The 14,363-nt window shown below is 62.3% G+C and carries 14 protein-coding genes and 3 tRNA genes; 5 read left to right on the top strand and 12 right to left on the bottom strand.

What is annotated here, in order from left to right:
* Positions 1-36: 36 nt before the first annotated feature.
* A complete protein-coding gene (locus GC125_RS10760; protein WP_151985665.1) occupies positions 37-798 on the bottom strand; it encodes a cytochrome c biogenesis CcdA family protein in 762 nt (253 codons plus the stop codon).
* Positions 799-993: 195 nt separating this feature from the next.
* Between GC125_RS10760 and GC125_RS10755 the strand changes: the two genes are divergently transcribed.
* Positions 994-2,043 carry a S66 family peptidase gene (locus GC125_RS10755; protein WP_199864543.1) on the top strand — a complete coding sequence of 350 codons (1,050 nt, stop codon included), beginning with the start codon at positions 994-996 and terminating at the stop codon, positions 2,041-2,043.
* A gap of 42 nt (positions 2,044-2,085) precedes the next feature.
* Here GC125_RS10755 and GC125_RS10750 read toward each other — a convergent pair.
* From GC125_RS10750 to GC125_RS10740, 3 genes are all read right to left on the bottom strand, one after another.
* Positions 2,086-2,162 (bottom strand) — tRNA-Arg (locus GC125_RS10750).
* A gap of 21 nt (positions 2,163-2,183) precedes the next feature.
* The gene (locus GC125_RS10745) at positions 2,184-2,489 is read right to left on the bottom strand and encodes an ETC complex I subunit (RefSeq protein ID WP_151985664.1); all 306 of its coding nucleotides are present in this window, start codon (positions 2,487-2,489) and stop codon (positions 2,184-2,186) included.
* A 47-nt stretch (positions 2,490-2,536) separates the two neighbouring features.
* Positions 2,537-2,613, bottom strand: a tRNA-Pro gene (locus tag GC125_RS10740).
* Positions 2,614-2,798: 185 nt separating this feature from the next.
* On the opposite strand from GC125_RS10740, the gene GC125_RS10735 reads away from it, so the two are divergent.
* Positions 2,799-3,566: an EAL domain-containing protein gene (locus GC125_RS10735; RefSeq protein WP_151985663.1), complete on the top strand. Its 768-nt coding sequence runs from the start codon at positions 2,799-2,801 to the stop codon at positions 3,564-3,566.
* Between the two features lie 58 nt (positions 3,567-3,624).
* Here GC125_RS10735 and GC125_RS10730 read toward each other — a convergent pair whose 3' ends face one another.
* Complete coding sequence (locus tag GC125_RS10730; RefSeq protein WP_151985662.1) at positions 3,625-4,131, bottom strand: DUF192 domain-containing protein; 507 nt, start codon at positions 4,129-4,131, stop codon at positions 3,625-3,627.
* A 15-nt stretch (positions 4,132-4,146) separates the two neighbouring features.
* Positions 4,147-4,725: a cold-shock protein gene (locus GC125_RS10725; RefSeq protein ID WP_151985661.1), complete on the bottom strand. Its 579-nt coding sequence runs from the start codon at positions 4,723-4,725 to the stop codon at positions 4,147-4,149.
* 188 nt (positions 4,726-4,913) lie between these two features.
* On the opposite strand from GC125_RS10725, the gene GC125_RS10720 reads away from it, so the two are divergent.
* From GC125_RS10720 to GC125_RS10710, 3 genes are all read left to right on the top strand, one after another.
* Positions 4,914-5,354 (top strand): VOC family protein, encoded by a 441-nt coding sequence (locus GC125_RS10720; protein ID WP_151985660.1) that lies wholly within the window; start codon positions 4,914-4,916, stop codon positions 5,352-5,354.
* Between the two features lie 190 nt (positions 5,355-5,544).
* Positions 5,545-6,786 (top strand): YcbK family protein, encoded by a 1,242-nt coding sequence (locus tag GC125_RS10715; protein WP_286165466.1) that lies wholly within the window; start codon positions 5,545-5,547, stop codon positions 6,784-6,786.
* 151 nt (positions 6,787-6,937) lie between these two features.
* Positions 6,938-7,012, top strand: a tRNA-Glu gene (locus tag GC125_RS10710).
* Between the two features lie 95 nt (positions 7,013-7,107).
* Here the strand turns inward: GC125_RS10710 and recJ are convergent.
* The 6 genes from recJ to GC125_RS10680 form a co-directional block, all read right to left on the bottom strand.
* Positions 7,108-8,910, bottom strand: coding sequence for a single-stranded-DNA-specific exonuclease RecJ (recJ, locus tag GC125_RS10705; RefSeq protein WP_151985658.1), 1,803 nt, complete (start codon positions 8,908-8,910; stop codon positions 7,108-7,110).
* Between the two features lie 79 nt (positions 8,911-8,989).
* A complete protein-coding gene (locus GC125_RS10700) occupies positions 8,990-10,315 on the bottom strand; it encodes a homoserine dehydrogenase (protein WP_151985657.1) in 1,326 nt (441 codons plus the stop codon).
* A gap of 58 nt (positions 10,316-10,373) precedes the next feature.
* Entirely contained in the window at positions 10,374-11,594 is a 1,221-nt protein-coding gene (locus tag GC125_RS10695) for an LL-diaminopimelate aminotransferase (protein ID WP_151985656.1), read from the bottom strand.
* A gap of 120 nt (positions 11,595-11,714) precedes the next feature.
* Entirely contained in the window at positions 11,715-12,206 is a 492-nt protein-coding gene (locus tag GC125_RS10690; protein ID WP_151985655.1) for a GNAT family N-acetyltransferase, read from the bottom strand.
* A 4-nt stretch (positions 12,207-12,210) separates the two neighbouring features.
* Positions 12,211-13,713, bottom strand: a complete 1,503-nt coding sequence (gene gatB / locus GC125_RS10685; protein WP_151985654.1) for an Asp-tRNA(Asn)/Glu-tRNA(Gln) amidotransferase subunit GatB — start codon at positions 13,711-13,713, stop codon at positions 12,211-12,213.
* A 121-nt stretch (positions 13,714-13,834) separates the two neighbouring features.
* Positions 13,835-14,299: a GNAT family N-acetyltransferase gene (locus GC125_RS10680; protein ID WP_286165465.1), complete on the bottom strand. Its 465-nt coding sequence runs from the start codon at positions 14,297-14,299 to the stop codon at positions 13,835-13,837.
* Positions 14,300-14,363 lie beyond the last annotated feature (64 nt).

Genomic DNA, 14,363 nt, shown 5'->3' with positions numbered 1-14,363 from the left:
ATGACGCAGCGCACTCATTGCCTACAGTCCCGCTTCTCAGCCGATCGTGCCGAGGACCGGGAATGTCTCCAGGAGCCAGAACGCAAAGCGCGCCATGCCGCCGGTCAGGAACATGATGCCGGTGAAGACCAGCAGCCCGCCCATGATCTTCTCGACCGCGCCGAGGTGGCGGCGAAAGCGCGTGAGGAACCGCATGAAATTGCCGGAGAACGCCGCCGCGATCCAGAACGGGATGGCGAGCCCGAGCGAATAGGCGGAAAGCAGGAGCGCGCCGTCCCCCACCGTCTGGCGGGATGCCGCCACGCCGAGGATGGCACCGAGAACCGGCCCGATGCAGGGCGTCCAGCCGAACGCAAAAGCAAGACCCATCACATAGGCACCGGTCAGCGTCGCCGGCTTGCCCGCGCCCTGGAAGCGCATTTCGCGGTTGAGGATGCCGATCCGAAATGCGCCGAGGAAATGCAGGCCCATCGCGATGATGATGATTCCGCCGACCTGCGACAGCAGCACGATGTTGGATCGCAGGAGCGCGCCGATCTGCGACGCGCCGGCGCCGAGCGCCACGAAGACGGTCGCAAAGCCCAGCGTGAAGATGACCGCGGCCGGAAGCACCGCCCGGCGTGTGCGCGTCGCCACCACAGCGCCGCCGGCTGCCGCCGGCTCCGCGCGAAAATCCTCGACGCTCACGCCGGCCATATAGCAGAGATAGGGTGGCACGAGCGGCAGCACGCAGGGCGAAAGAAACGAGATCGCGCCCGCAAGAATGGCCGTGAAAATGGAGATATCGGCTATGGTCACGGTGCTGCGCGCTTCCACCAGGCTGTTGACTGCCCTGCCTTAAAGGATCGAGCCCCCGAAAGGCCAGTCACCTTTTCGCGCGCTGCGACGATCGGTCGTTGGGCTCGAGCCAGTACGACATCATTGTCGGTCATGCATTGCCAAGGCGAAGCCGCGCCGTCAGGATAATCGCACCTTGATGATAAACCCTTGTGGATGATGCATTCTCTGAAAATTCCGAGAGGACTGAGGCGAGGAGACAAAGTCGCCGCCGTATCGCCCTCTTGGGGTGGGCCGTCCCTGTATCCCGATCGGTACAAAGCCGGGAAACGGCAATTCGAAGAGATATTCGGCGTCGAGATTGTCGAAATGCCACACACGCGCGCTACTGCCGACTATCTTGCTCGACACCCGGAGGCGCGGGCATCCGATCTGATGCAAGCATTCGCAGACGCCGACATTGCAGGAATCGTCTCCACGATTGGCGGCGAGGACAGTGTACGCCTCCTCCCACACCTCGACTTGGATGTGCTTCGACAGAATCCGAAAGTCTTCATGGGATTTTCCGACACCACCGCGTTGCACTTCGCATGCTTTACCGCTGGGCTTCGCTCCTTCTACGGACCGAGCTTGATGGCAGGGTTTGCCGAAAACGGCGGCATGCATAAATTCAGTATCGATGCTGCAATACGGGCGTTGTCTGACACTGCCCCGATGGGCACCGTTCCGAACAACGAAGTTGGTTGGGTGGGAGGCAGCACGGACTGGGGCGAACCAACGTTGCAGAAGACGCCCAGACCATTGAACACAGCGCAACCGCCAAGGATTCTTCAGGGGCGCGGCAAAGCCCTAGGTCACCTGATGGGAGGCTGCGCCGAAGTGTTGGAAATGGTAAAAGGCACGCCGTGGTGGCCCCCGCTTGAAGTATGGAAGGGGGCCATTCTGTTTCACGAAACGTCAGAGGATGCACCGCCGCCTCAATACATTCGATACTGGCTCCGCAATCTAGCGGCCCAAGGCATTCTAAAGGGTCTCAACGGTATACTGCTGGGCCGAGCCGATCCTGCTGGAAAGACCGACTATCAGGCTGACCTCGAGAATGCGCTGATCCAATCTCTTGGCGAAGCTGGCCGGAATGATCTACCGGTCCTGTCCGGCTTGGATTTTGGCCATACACAGCCGATGCTGACGCTGCCGTACGGTGCACATGCTGAGATCGATTGCGTCAGTCAACGCCTCACCATCCTCGAAGCGGGCGTATCGTAGAGGTCAGATCACTTAGCCAGATGACCAGCGGCGACAGCCCAGTGGCGACCCCTGCAGGATTCGAACCTGCGACCATCGGCTTAGAAGGCCGGTGCTCTATCCAGCTGAGCTAAGGGGCCGTGCGGGCGCTGACGATGGCGTCAGTGCGTCCAGGGCATCTTTCGGTCATAACGGAAGTTGTCGGAATAGGCGACCCGGCTCCGCTTCGGCTCTTTCGGCTCGATGACGCGATAGGGAATGCCGTTGCGTTCGGCGTAGTCGATGGCAGCCTCGCGGGTGTCGAAGCTCAGATTGATCTGCTGCTTCATGTCGCGCGAGGAGGTGTAGCCCATCATTGGGTCGATCGAGCGGGGAATTTCAGGCTCATAGCGAAGCACCCAATCCTGGGTCTTGGCCTTGCCGGATTGCATTGCCGTCTTTGCGGGGCGGTAGATCCTGGCCGTCATGATGCCTCAGCGTCTCCCCTTGCCTGCTCGTCGCGGGAAAGTTTGATTGGTCGGAGCGGCAGGATTCGAACCTGCGACCCTCTGGTCCCAAACCAGATGCGCTACCAGGCTGCGCTACGCTCCGCCGACGCGAGACCCCTACCGTTGCCGCGGATGGCGCGCAAGGAGAAAATCGGTGAACCCTCGGAAATCGCGCCTTGCACGCGGTAAAATCGCGAGGCGTGGCGCAACCATTCCATGCAATTGCAACGGAAGCTTAAAGGTCTTCTGGATATCAATGCCCGTCTATTGGCTTGGAGATGTGGGGTCATGGCAATCAATTGCGCGGGCTGTCGCGACGGGAGCGACCTCGACGTCGCGTTTTCCATGGCGTTCCAGCCCATCGTCGACATTTCGACGGGCGACGTGTTTGCCCATGAAGCTCTGGTCCGGGGCCTTTCCGGCGAAGGTGCAGGCCATGTCCTCGGCCAGATCAAGGACCACAACCGCTACGCCTTCGACCAGCAGTGCCGCGTCAAGGCGATCGAGCTGGCTGCCACGCTGTTCGATCGGCAGGCTCCTACGAAGCTTTCCATCAATTTCATGCCGAACGCCGTCTACGAGCCCCGCGCCTGCATTCGCGTAACGCTCGCAACCGCGATGAAGACAGGCTTTCCGCTGGACCGGATCATCTTCGAATTCACCGAGGACGAGCGCCTCGATACCAATCATGTGCTGCACATCCTGCGCACCTATCGCGACATGGGCTTCAAAACCGCCATCGACGACTTTGGCGCCGGCCATGCGGGCCTGGCACTCCTGTCCCAGTTCCAGCCCGACATCGTGAAGCTGGACATGGAGTTGATCCGCGACATCGACACCAATCCGGTCAAACGCACGATCGTCAGGCATACACTGGCGATGCTGAACGATCTCGGCGTCGTGCCGCTTTGCGAAGGCGTGGAGACGGTTGGCGAATTGAAGGTCTTACGAGATCTCGGCGTTCACCTTGTGCAAGGTTACGTGCTTGCGCGGCCGACGTTCGAAAGCCTTGCCGAAACCGTTGAGCTGGAAGGATTATTAGCCAACGCCGCGTGAGGCCAGCCCGCCGGCTGGCGGGAGGGCATGAAACTACAGTCAGGCCGCGATCGCGCTGCTACTCTGCGCTCATTGCTTCCGCAACGATCGGGTGCGAAACGCGATCGCCTTCCGAAAGCCCCATCTCCTCAGCCTTGCCGGCATTGAGCTCGAGCACGAACAGAACAGGCTCTGGCGAAGCGATGACGGCTTCGGACAGCGGAACGGCGTCTGCGTGGTGACCGGCGACAGTGCCGTCGGCACGGATGAACACCATGTCGAGCGGGATCAGCGTATTGCGCATCCACATCGTGATCTGGCGCGGCTCCTCGAAGCGGAAGAGCATGCCGTGATCATCGTCCATCTGTTCGCGGAACATCAGACCCGATGCGCGATCACGCCCGTTGAGCGCCAGCTCCACCGAATAATCGAAGCTGCCTTCGTCGGTTTCGATGACCAGCCGCTCCTCATGGACAGGCAGGATCGAGGGCTCGCCCGGCTGATCCTGGGCTTGAAGCGGTGCGGCGAGAAAAAGAAAAAGCGCCGAAGCGGCGCTCGCGACCAAATGGCGGCGGGAAAAGATCATCTGCACTCCGATCGATCAGTGCGATTGCGGGAACGGACTGTCGTTGTCGGGGTGAATTTCGGCAGCCATAAGGCCTTTGGACCCAGGTCCGAAACGAACCAGCACGACCTGGCCCGGTCGCAGTTCCGCCAAGCCGAAGCGGCGCAACGTTTCCATGTGCACGAAGATATCCTCGGTGCCCTCGCCGCGCGAGACGAAACCGAAGCCTTTCGTGCGATTGAACCATTTCACGATGGCGCGTTCGAGCCCGCTCGTCGGCGTGACCTGGATCTTCGTGCGCGCAGGCGGCAGCTGCGACGGATGCGGCAGGTTGGACTGATCCATCGAGAGAATGCGGAAGGCCTGGTAGCCCCGATCGCGCCTCTGGATCTCGCAAACGACACGCGTTCCTTCCATGACCGTCTGGTAGCCGTCACGGCGCAGACACGTCACGTGGAGAAGAACATCCTCCATCCCGTTATCGGGAACGATAAAGCCGAAACCCTTTGCAACATCGAACCATTTGATGGTTCCGGAAATCTCGATCAGGTCGACTGGGTCACCAAGGACCGCGTCGTCGAGCCGAAATTCCTTTTGCGAGGAGCTGTCCCCCATCCCCTACCGCCTTTGTCATGCGAGCCAAGTAATCTTGATTCTCGATTGAGAGAATAGCATCGCAAAGGGCGCTGTGTGCAAGTGTTACTTTTCCATGAATACAGCGCCAATCCTGCATGCCGGCATTGTGCACGGGCCGCTCGCGCCTAACTACGGGCAACCGGAACCAAAAATGAAAGGAAACCCCAATGCGTTATCTCCACACGATGGTGCGCGTGCGCGATCTGGATGCCTCGCTCGACTTCTACTGCAACAAGCTCGGCCTTGTGGAAATCCGCCGCATCGAGAACGAACAGGGTCGTTTCACCCTCGTATTCCTGGCTGCTCCCGAGGACAAGGCGCGGGCCGAGAGCGAGCGGGCGCCGATGGTCGAGCTGACCTATAACTGGGATCCGGAAGAGTATACCGGCGGGCGCAATTTCGGCCATCTCGCCTATGTCGTCGACGACATCTATGCGCTGTGCACCAACCTGCAGAATGCTGGTATCACCATCAACCGCCCGCCGCGCGACGGCAACATGGCGTTCGTGCGCTCGCCCGACGGCATTTCCATCGAGCTGCTGCAAAAAGGCGATGCCCTGCCCCGCCAGGAGCCATGGGCATCGATGGAAAATACCGGCAGCTGGTAATCTCATCCGCTCCGACACAATATCGGAACTGCAGTCTCCTCCCCGCATGTCCAACGCACGCGTTTTCATCGACTGAAAGGTCATGTGATGCGCCGTAAGCCCTGAAATCTCGGGGGGCATGGACAATATCCGCCGAGTTGCTTAGAACACTCGGCGGATATTGAAGAGCGGGACGAGCGGGGACGGGGTATTGCAGGTCGAAAGACGCAGCCAGACAGCCCATATTCTGAAGCGACTGGCGGGGGCGACTGCCCTGCTCGGATTGCTTTCGGCATGTGCCGTCTCCGACGATGGTCAGCTCGGTTTCAACGGCGATCCATCCATCACCACTTCGGCCATCAGCGCTCCGTCGAGCAGCGCCGGTGCTTTCGACGGAAATGCGCCCGTGAGCAGTGTGGCTGCCGCGGTCCCGGGTGATGCCGCTCCAGCCGGAACAGTTGCAACTGATGCCGAGACCGAAGCAGCCGTCGAGACTGCTGCAGCCGACACCGTTCCAGCACCAACGATCGACGCTCAGACCGCCGAAGCAGCAGTTCCACAAGCAACGGTCGAACCGGAGCAAGCCGTCGCTGTTGTGGCGCCAGAAGCCGCAGCGGATGTGGCCACCCAGCCCGCCGCCACTACCGAGCCGCAGCAGATCGCCTCGGCCGAGCAGGCAGCCACAGCGACGACCGCGCCCGTGAATGCATTGTCGGAAGAGACAGACCGGGGCCCTTCTCCTTTTGCCCGTCTCTTTTCGCGCAGCAGCGACGGCGAGACACGTCCCGTCGTGCAGCAGGCGAACGACCGCGCACCGCAACCGATCATTGATCTTGGCGACGTCGATGACGAGTCCGTAGAGCCTGAGGATGAGGTCGCCGAAGAAGCACCACCCTCTCAGATCACCACGGCGTCCATCGAATCGAGCGCTCCGCGCGCACGGCTGAGCGTTACCAACACAGATGGCCCGGTCCTTCCGGGTGTCCGCGAGGTGGGATCGCTCTACCAGCTTCAGCACCGCGACGGCTTTGATTACAACTCCTATTCCGACGATAACGGTACCGTTCAGCTCGCATCGGCTGCCGGCATCGCCGGGCTTGCCGGTGGTCGCTTGCGCACGCAGCATGAGCGGGTGGACGTCGCCTGCCTGAAGCCACAGCTCGTTCAGACACTGAAACGGATCGAAGCACATTTCGGCCGGCCGGTTCTCGTGACATCCGGCTTCCGGGACCGTGGTTACAACCGCAAGGTCGGCGGGGCGCGGGAATCGCGCCACATGTACTGCGAAGCAGCAGACATCCAGGTGCCCGGCGTCAGCAAATGGCAGATCGCGGAATATGCCCGCAGCCTGCCGGGTCGCGGCGGTGTCGGCACCTACTGCCACACCGACTCCGTGCATGTGGATATCGGCTCGAAGCGCGACTGGAACTGGCGCTGCCGTCGTCGCAGCTAACAGATGCAAGCCCTTGTTTGGGCTTGACAAAACGCACACTCAAAATTCCGCTTTTCTCTGTCATTTTTTTTCGGGATCGGGTGGTTTGCCGCTTGCGGGAACCAGATCACCTGACTATAAGACGCCCATCGCCTCGCGGCGACCACGGCATGCGCCCTTCGTCTATCGGTTAGGACGCCAGATTTTCATTCTGGAAAGAGGGGTTCGACTCCCCTAGGGCGTGCCACTTCCCCCTGAGCTACAGCCTTTAGAGCCGCTGACGACATCGTTCGGCCGTAGACGCGGTTTTCTCGAGCTCTCCCTCAATCCGCCCTGACTGGGTCAGTCTGCCCGAGCGGCATCGAGTAATCTAAGCTGAACACGCTGCGTGCCCTGCCAGTGGTCCGCGGTGAGCGTGCCCGCGAAATGGAACGACAGTCCCTGCCCGGCGAGCAATCCCTGCCCCAGCTCGCTGCCGGCCGCGCGGAACGCGATGCCGTCGACACGTCGGCCATCGGCAGCGGCGGCGCTGATTTTCACATGGCCGTTGCCGACGGTTCGGACATCCACCAAGCGGTGGCGCGGCAGGGCGAAGACGGGTTGCGGATGGCCTGCGCCGTAAGGTCCGGCCGATTCGAGAAGATCGACCAGTGCCAGCGTCGCGCCGGTCGCCGAAAGCGCGCCATCGATCTGCAGCGTGCTGTCGGCGACGAGGCTCGCCACCTTCTTCGCCGCCTGCTCTTCCAGAAAGGCGCGCAGGGCGCCGAGCCGCGAGCGATCGACCGTAAGGCCCGCAGCCATGGCATGACCGCCGCCCTTGACCAGCAACCCCTGATCCACTGCGGCACGCACCGCGCGTCCGAGATCGAAGCCGGCAATCGAACGTCCGGACCCCGACCCCTTGCCCTGGCTGTCGAAAGCGATGGCGAATGCGGGGCGCCGCAACCGGTCCTTGAGGCGCGAAGCGATCAGCCCGACGATACCCGGGTGCCACCCCTCGCGCGCCGTGACGAAAACGGCGGGGCCCGAACCGTTGGCATATTCCGCCAGCGCCTCGGCTTCCGCCTCCTCGAGCATCACGGTTTCCATTGCCTGGCGTTCGCGGTTCAGTCCGTCGAGCTGTATTGCGATCTGGTCGGCCTGCGACCGGTCCTCGATCGTCAAAAGCCGGCTGCCCAGCGCGGCATCGCCGATGCGCCCGCCGGCATTGATGCGCGGGCCGATCATGAAACCGAAATGATAGGGCGTGATGGGTCCGCCAATGCCGGCGACGCGCACCAATGCGGCAAGACCAGGATTGGCCAGCTGGCGGGCGGCGACGAGCCCCTTGGTCACGAAAGCGCGGTTCAGGCCCTTCAGAGGCACCACGTCGCAAACCGTGCCGAGCGCCACGAGATCGAGCAGCGACAAGAGGTTCATCGACTGATGCCCCGGCTGCTGGCGCATGCGCAGGAGCCGCAGCGTGGCGACAAGCGTCAGGAACACGACACCGGCCGCACAGAGATGCCCTTGGCCGGAGAGATCGTCTTCCCGGTTGGGGTTGACCAGCGCCGCACAGGGCGGAAGCTCGCTGCCGACCTGGTGGTGGTCAATGACCACCACATCGATCCCGCGCGCAGCGGCGGCGGCCAGCGACTCGTGGCTCGTCGAGCCGCAGTCCACAGTCACGATCAGCCGGTTGCCGCGATCGATCAGCTCATCGATGGCCGCGACGTTCGGCCCGTAGCCTTCGAAAATGCGGTCCGGGATGTAGATTTCGCTCTGGATACCGAAATGGTCCAAGAACCGCTTCATGAGCGCCGACGAACATGCGCCGTCGACATCATAGTCGCCGAAAATGGCGATACGTTCACCGATGATGATGGCTGCCGCCAAGCGCTCGGCCGCCCGGTCCATGTCGGTCAGCGTCGACGGGTCGGGCATCAGGCGTTTCAGCGTCGGATCGAGAAAGTCGGCGGCGTCACCCATGGTCACGCCGCGGCCGACCATCACGCGCGCCACCAGTTCCGAGAGGCCGAGAGACTGGGAAATCGCAAGCGCCTGGTTGAGGCCCGCCTGATCGAGGCGCTGAACCCAGCGCTGGCCCGTCAGCGAGCGCTCGACATCCAGAAATGCGCGGCTGACCTCTCCCGGTATCGGCGCCATCTCTATTCCGTCTTCCTTTGAACGGGCTTCCCGAGTACGGGCCTCCTAGAAACGGGTCTTCGCCAAGCGATCCGCTGGCTCAAGCCGCTTTCGGACGCTCGATCCGGATCACCTGCGGCGCACCGATCGTGTAACCATCCGCGACCATGGCCTGAACAGCCGCCCGAACAGATGATTCGGTGGTCGCATGGGTGACGAGCACGACCGTCTGGCGGCCGCTGCCGGCCGGCGACGTGTGCTTGGCGCGCTGGACGATGGATTCGAGAGAGATCGTATTCTCCGCCATGTGCGTTGCAATCGACGCGAAGACGCCGGCCTTGTCCTGCACGGTGACGCGAATGAAATATCCGCCTTCATGGCTGCGCATCTTGGCGCGCTTATAGGGAATGAGCTTGGCTGCCGGCCTGCCGAGCGCTGGTCCGTGCTGGATGCCTGGACGGCTTTTCGCGATATCAGCGATGTCACCCATCACGGCCGAAGCGGTTGCGTCACCGCCGGCGCCTGGTCCCGACATGATGAGTTCGCCGAGCACGTCGGATTCGATCGCGACCGCATTGGTCACGCCGTCGACGCGGCCGATGACGCTGTCCTTCGGCACCATGGTTGGATGAACGCGCTGCTCGATGCCGGAGTCTGTGCGCTGCGCAACGCCGAGCAGCTTGATACGGTAACCGAGATCGTCGGCGGCACGAATATCGTCGATCGAGATGTTGGAGATGCCTTCGAGATAGATATCGTCGGCTGCGATCTCGGTGCCGAAGGCAAGGCTCGTCAGGATGGCAAGCTTGTGCGCGGTGTCGTTGCCTTCGATGTCGAAGGTCGGATCCGCTTCCGCATAGCCGAGGCGCTGCGCTTCCTTGAGGCAGGCCTCGAAGCTCAGACCCTCACGCTCCATCGTCGTCAGGATGTAGTTCGCCGTGCCGTTCATGATGCCGTAGAGGCGGCTGACGCGGTTGCCCGTCAGCGACTCGCGCATAGCTTTGATGACGGGGATGCCGCCTGCGACGGCCGCTTCGAAATTGAGGAGAACGCCTTTTTCCTCGGCGAGAGCCGCCAGCCGAACACCATGTTTGGCAAGCAAAGCCTTGTTGGCGGTAACGACGTGAATACCGCGCGACAGGGCCGCCTCGACCGCGCTCAAGGCCGGGTCGGCCGCGCCGCCGATCAGTTCGACGAAGACGTCGATGTCGCCGGACTTGGCCAGTTCGATCGGGTCGTCGAACCAGTGCATGGCGCGCAGATCGATGCCGCGATTGCGTTCGCGATCGCGAGCCGACACGGCGACGATCTCGATCGGCCGGCCGCAGGCTTCGGCTAGAAGCGCATATCGCGACACGAGGACGTGGACGAGCGCGGCTCCAACGGTACCGAGACCTGCGATCCCGATTTTCAGCGGTTCAGACATGGAATTTCCATCGTTCGGCTTGGAAGGACCGCGGATTGCTGCCCGCGGTCGAAAGGCATCAGCGCCGTGCGTTCAGCGCGATGACGTTGTGCATCGTCTCGTCCGCCGTTGCAAGGAAGCGCTTGATGTTGCGCGCGGCCTGGCGGATGCGGTGCTCGTTCTCCACCAGTGCGATACGCACATAGTCGTCGCCCTGCTCGCCGAAACCGATGCCGGGCGCCACGGCGACGTCCGCCTTCTCGACCAGAAGCTTCGAAAATTCGAGCGAGCCGAGCGGCTTGAACTTTTCCGGGATCGGTGCCCAGGCGAACATGGTCGCGGCCGGAGGCGGCACTTCGAAGCCCGCTTTGCCAAAACTGTCCACCAGCACGTCGCGGCGGCGCTTGTAGATGCTGCGCACCTCTTCGATGTCGGAGCCATCGCCATTGAGGGCGGCCGAAGCGGCAACCTGGATCGGCGTGAAAGCGCCGTAGTCGAGATACGACTTGACCCGCGCCAGAGCCGCAATGAGCCGCTCGTTGCCCACGGCGAAGCCCATACGCCAACCGGGCATCGAGAAGGTTTTCGACATGGATGTGAACTCGACGGCGACGTCGATTGCGCCCGGCACCTGCAGCACGGACGGCGGCGGCGCGTTGTCGTCGAAATAGATCTCCGAATAGGCCAGATCCGACAGAATGATGATGTCGTGCTTCTTCGCCTGGGCGACCACTTCCTTGTAGAAATCGAGGTCGGCCGTATAGGCGGTCGGGTTGGACGGATAGTTGAGGATCAGCGCGAGCGGCTTCGGGATCGAATGGCGCACGGCTCGCTCGATCGCGACGAAGAACTGATCGTCCGGCTTCACCGACATGGAACGGATCACGCCGCCCGCCATCAGGAAACCGAAGGCGTGGATCGGATAGGTCGGATCGGGGCACAGGATGACATCGCCGGGCGCGGTGATCGCCTGTGCCATGTTGGCGAAGCCCTCCTTCGAGCCGAGCGTCGCGATGACCTGCGTGTCCGGGTTCAGCTTCACGCCGAAACGCCGGCCGTAATAGGCTGCCTGCGCCTTGCGCAGCCCGGGGATGCCGCGTGACGACGAGTAGCGGTGGGTGCGCGGATCGCGCACCACGTCGCACAGCTTGTCGACGACGGCCTTCGGCGTCGGCAGATCCGGGTTACCCATGCCGAGGTCGATGATGTCGGCGCCGGCCGCTCGCGCGCTCGCCTTCAGGCGGTTGACCTGTTCGAAGACGTAGGGCGGAAGGCGGCGGACCTTGTGAAACTCTTCCATCGATTTATCCGGATCAGACTGGTTTGGCCAAGAATAGTGGAACGCCGTGCATGCGTCCAATCAAGTGCAAAAGCAAGCAGGACATTGTGGCGGGCAAGCGCGCGCCGGAGCAACGATCGCTCAGGCGAGCGCTTTTTCCATCACCAGTGCCGGGATGCCTGAGCCATCCGCGCCGCAGTTTTCGGTGCGGCCGACCTCGACGAACCCATGCGCGCGGTAGAATGCGCATGCGGTTTCGTTTTCCGGCTCCACCTCAAGGCGAATGCGCTTTGCCCCGTCGAAGCACGTCTCGATTTCAGCGAAGAGATCGCGGCCGATGCCCTGGCCCTGAAGCGACGGATGCACGTAGAGTTGGTGCAGAAGAACCACGTCCTTGTCGGAGCGGGCAGCATAGGCCATCCCGCCGATCCGCTTGCCGTCATCGGCGACCAGAAATTCCGATTGCGGCCGGGACAGACGCGTTTGGAGCGCTTCCACCGAGTGCCAGGAGCGCGTGATCTCCGCGACCTTCTCCACACCGTAGAGCACGTCGTAGGTCGCGTGCCACGTTTCGGTCAGCAGGGTTTGAACGGCGGGAAGATCGGCCTTCATCGCCGTTCGCACGAAGAACATGGTTTCAGTCCTCGAGGCCGAGCTTGGCCTTGACCAGGGCGTTGACCGCCTGCGGGTTCGCCTTGCCACCCGTCGCCTTCATCACCTGCCCGACGAACCAGCCGGCGAGCGAGGGCTTGGCCTTCGCCTTCTCGACCTGGTCGGGGTTGGCGGCGATGATCTCGTCCACGGCCTTTTCGATCGCACCGGTGTCGGTGACCTGCTTCATGCCGCGTTCTTCGACGATGGCCGCCGGATCGCCGCCCTCGTTCCAGACGATCTCGAAGAGATCCTTGGCGATCTTGCCGGAGATCACTTCGGCCTTGATGAGATCAACGATGGCGCCGAGTTGGTCGGGCGAAACCGGAGTCTCTTCAATGGATTGCCCGGCTTTGTTCAGGGCGCCCAGGAGGTCGTTGATGACCCAGTTGGCGACCAGCTTGCCGTCGCGGCCCTTGGCGGCGCGTTCGAAGTAATCGGCGATTGCCTTGTCTGACACGAGAATGGAAGCGTCGTAGACCGAAAGCCCGACCGTCTCGATCAACCGCGCCTTCTTGTCATCCGGCAGTTCGGGCAAATGGGCTGCGAGTTCCTCGACGAAAGCATCGTCGAACTCGAGCGGCAGCAGGTCCGGATCGGGGAAATAGCGATAGTCGTGCGCGTCTTCCTTGGAGCGCATGGAACGGGTCTCCCCCTTGCCCGGATCGAACAGGCGCGTCTCTTGGTCGATCGAGCCGCCCTCTTCCAGGATGGCGATCTGACGGCGCGCTTCGTATTCGATGGACTGACCTACGAAGCGGATGGAGTTGACGTTCTTGATCTCGCAGCGCGTGCCGAAGTCGCCGCCGGGCTTGCGCACGGACACGTTGACGTCGGCGCGCATGGAGCCCTCGTCCATGTTGCCGTCGCAGGTGCCGAGATAGCGCAGGATCGTGCGCAGCTTGGTGAGATAGGCCTTTGCCTCGTCGGAAGAGCGCAAGTCCGGCTTGGAGACGATCTCCATCAGCGCGACGCCCGAACGGTTGAGGTCTACGTAGGACATGGTCGGGTGCTGGTCGTGCATCGACTTGCCCGCATCCTGTTCCAGGTGCAGCCGCTCGATGCCGATTTCGATGTCTTCGAAATTGCCCGTCCGGTCGGGACCGACCGAGATGACGATCTTGCCCTCGCCGACGATCGGATCCTTGAACTGGGAAATTTGATAGCCCTGCGGCAAATCCGGGTAGAAGTAGTTTTTACGGTCGAAGATCGAGCGCTTGTTGATCTGGGCCTTCAGGCCGAGACCGGTACGCACGGCCTGCTTCACGCATTCCTCGTTGATCACAGGCAGCATGCCGGGCATCGCGGCATCGACGAGCGAAACGTTGGCGTTCGGCGCCTTGCCGAACTCTGTCGATGCACCGGAGAAGAGCTTCGAATTGCTCGTCACCTGCGCGTGCACCTCCATGCCGATGACGACTTCCCAATCGCCGGTGGCACCGGGGATGAAGCGCTTCGGATCGGGTGTGCGGGTATCGACGATGGTCATTCGGTGACGCTCTTCAATGGCCTTGAGGGATGGGGATTTGGCTAGAACATCGGGCAGTCGGGCGCAAGGACTTTGGCGCAGCTGCGACCCAGCGGATTGGCTAGTCTTAACGCCGCGCGGATCAGAGCGGCCCGTAGATTTCCATTTCGGGCTCGTGCACCAGGCGCTTCAACAGACCGACCTTTTCGATGTCGCGGTCCAGAGACGCGGAATAGACCGTCGACAGCCAGATGATCGCATAGCCATAGCGCCGATAGAACGCGATCGCCTCGTGATTGCGGGCGTGCGTTTCCAGTTCCGAGGTCTCGTGCCCCGCCTCGACGATTTCGTCTTCGAGGCAGGTGAGCAGCCTGGCACCATAGCCGCGGCGCTGGAAGTCGGGATCGATCCAGAGATCGGAGATGGCATTGGGTCGCGCGGTCTCGACATCGAGCGGATCCTCGTGGGCGCCCCAGCCGACAGGGGTGCCATCCTCTTCCGCGACACGGATCAGCGACCAGCTGCGGCTCGTGAAGGTGAGGTAGGAGTCCATCGCGTTGCGGCGAAGGCTCGCCACGTTGGTCTGGCCCGATGCCCAGACGGACAAGCGGTCTTCCCAGGCACGATATCCGATCTCCGCGAGTTTCGCGGCATCACTGCGTTTGGCTGGT

This window comes from Rhizobium sp. EC-SD404 (assembly GCF_902498825.1).
GTDB lineage: Bacteria > Pseudomonadota > Alphaproteobacteria > Rhizobiales > Rhizobiaceae > Georhizobium.
Note: the sequence above shows the minus strand (reverse complement) of the source record. Positions and strands in the feature narration are given on the sequence as shown.

Bases quoted from the DNA above. Each gene is read 5' to 3' on its own strand.
- GC125_RS10735 (WP_151985663.1), top strand. From the start codon at position 2,799: ATGGCAATCAATTGCGCGGGCTGTCGCGACGGGAGCGACCTCGACGTC.
- gatB (WP_151985654.1), bottom strand. From the start codon at position 13,713: ATGACCATCGTCGATACCCGCACACCCGATCCGAAGCGCTTCATCCCC.
- GC125_RS10700 (WP_151985657.1), bottom strand. From the start codon at position 10,315: ATGTCTGAACCGCTGAAAATCGGGATCGCAGGTCTCGGTACCGTTGGA.
- GC125_RS10745 (WP_151985664.1), bottom strand. From the start codon at position 2,489: ATGACGGCCAGGATCTACCGCCCCGCAAAGACGGCAATGCAATCCGGC.
- GC125_RS10730 (WP_151985662.1), bottom strand. From the start codon at position 4,131: ATGATCTTTTCCCGCCGCCATTTGGTCGCGAGCGCCGCTTCGGCGCTT.
- GC125_RS10720 (WP_151985660.1), top strand. From the start codon at position 4,914: ATGCGTTATCTCCACACGATGGTGCGCGTGCGCGATCTGGATGCCTCG.
- GC125_RS10755 (WP_199864543.1), top strand. From the start codon at position 994: ATGATGCATTCTCTGAAAATTCCGAGAGGACTGAGGCGAGGAGACAAA.
- GC125_RS10725 (WP_151985661.1), bottom strand. From the start codon at position 4,725: ATGGGGGACAGCTCCTCGCAAAAGGAATTTCGGCTCGACGACGCGGTC.
- GC125_RS10690 (WP_151985655.1), bottom strand. From the start codon at position 12,206: ATGTTCTTCGTGCGAACGGCGATGAAGGCCGATCTTCCCGCCGTTCAA.
- recJ (WP_151985658.1), bottom strand. From the start codon at position 8,910: ATGGCGCCGATACCGGGAGAGGTCAGCCGCGCATTTCTGGATGTCGAG.
- GC125_RS10695 (WP_151985656.1), bottom strand. From the start codon at position 11,594: ATGGAAGAGTTTCACAAGGTCCGCCGCCTTCCGCCCTACGTCTTCGAA.